The sequence below is a fragment of the Pseudomonas sp. K5002 genome (assembly GCF_013386655.1).
Classification (GTDB): Bacteria; Pseudomonadota; Gammaproteobacteria; order Pseudomonadales; family Pseudomonadaceae; genus Aquipseudomonas.
In genome coordinates, this window is the sequence record NZ_JACARK010000058.1 from 3,501 (window position 1) to 5,176 (window position 1,676).

Here is a 1,676-nt window from a genome sequence, read left to right on the forward strand (position 1 = left end):
AGCTAAAGCGGGCACGGTCCACTGTAGGAGCTGGCTTGCCGGCGATGGCATCACCTCGGTGTGTCTGATTCACCGAGTTGTCTGCATCGCCGGCAAGCCAGCTCCTACAGAAAAGCAGCTTTTGCCTTTGCTTTTAACACTCAGGTCGGCTCTCAGGCAGCCGTGCTCTTACTTTTGATCTTGATCTAACTGCCCCCTGCCGCTTTTGCAAAGTGACTCGCTGTAAGAGCGAAACCATAAGTAGCCATAACCTAAATAACGGATATGTACCCCCCTCCTCCGGCCAAACTCAACACTTCTCCCGCGAAATAAACCCCAACACCCCAGTATCCATCACCGGATTAAAACGAACCCGGGTCGTAATGTCCTGCTCAATCTCACGCATCGCCACCTGCGGCAACGTAGAAATATCCGCATCCTCCCGTATCCGCGCCGGCGTCACCGACGAGGTCAAAAACGCCACCCCACGCTGCACCGACCACGCCAACGCAACCTGAGCCGGCGTCTTCCGCACCCGCCGTGCAATCCCGGTAATCACCGGTTCATCCAGCACCCGCGGCCTCATCCCATGCCCCAACGGCGCAAACGCCAACACCACAATCCCATGCTGCCTGCAAAACTCCAACAGCTCCCACTCCGGCAGATAAGGGTGTGACTCAACCTGCACCACCGCAGGCTTTATCCGCGCCACCGCCACCAACTCCCGCAGCGTTTCCAGGCTGATATCCGACACCCCGATGGACTTGCAACGCCCCTCATCCACCAGACGCTCAAGCACCCGCCACGTCTCGATCAACGTCACCCCCGAGTCATACAACACATGCCCAAACGCATCCCGTGGGTGCAGCTCGTCACCCGGCAAAAACGCAAACGGCGTATGGATCATGTAGCAGTCGATCACCTCCACCCGAAGCCGGCGGCAACTGGCTTCGAACGCCGGCACCACACGCTCGGGCCGATGGTTGTTGTTCCACAGCTTGGTGGTGATGAACAGGTCCTCGCGCCGGACTTTACCGGCCGCCACCGCATCGTGAATCGCCGCGCCGACCTGCGCTTCGTTGCCATAACGCTCCGCACAATCGAAATGGCGAAAGCCCGCCTCCAACGCTTGCGTGACCGCCTGGGTGGTGGCCGTCAAATCCCTGAACAGCGTCCCGAACCCCACCGCCGGCATCGCGCCCGAACCATGCTGCAAAGGAAAACGGGTATCGCGAAGTGCATCGTAATAGCTCATGTGTTTGCTCCACTAGCGTTTGAAATCGTTGACCGAGCGACCACCGAGCGCCACGAACAACCGCACGGTGTCGAGATGTTGGGCGGTGCTCGCCCGGATCTGCCCGAGCAGGGCCTGCTCATAGGCGCGTTGTGCCTCCAGCACTTGCAACAGCCCGCTCTCCCCTGCCCCATAGGCCTGCTGGTTCAGGCGCAAACTGTTGGCGGCGGCCTGTAGCGCGGCGGTCTGTGCCTGGTACTCCTCGGCGTCGTGGTTGATCGCCTGCAAGGTGTCTGCGACCTGGCCGAAGGACTTGATGACGGTCTGCTGATAGTTGGCGAGCGCGGCGTTGTAGCCCTCCACGGCGGCCTGGCGCTCTGCCTTGAGAGTTCCGCCATCGAAGATCGGCCCCGCCAACCCGGCGGCAAAACCCCACAGCGCCGTACCACCATTGCCCGACGCG

At 60.9% G+C, this 1,676-nt stretch carries 2 protein-coding genes; both read right to left on the reverse strand.

Going from position 1 to position 1,676, the window contains the following annotated elements; all coding sequences use genetic code 11:
- Window positions 1-289 precede the first annotated feature (289 nt).
- On the reverse strand, window positions 290-1,234 hold the full coding sequence (locus HX846_RS03850) for an aldo/keto reductase (RefSeq protein ID WP_177047087.1): 945 nt from the start codon (window positions 1,232-1,234) through the stop codon (window positions 290-292).
- 12 nt (window positions 1,235-1,246) lie between these two features.
- On the reverse strand, window positions 1,247-1,676 hold a 430-nt coding region (locus tag HX846_RS03855; RefSeq protein ID WP_178964998.1), incomplete at its 5' end, for a TolC family protein.

Excerpts from the sequence above, each read along its gene's own strand:
- HX846_RS03850 (WP_177047087.1), bottom strand. The coding sequence starts at position 1,234 with ATGAGCTATTACGATGCACTTCGCGATACCCGTTTTCCTTTGCAGCAT.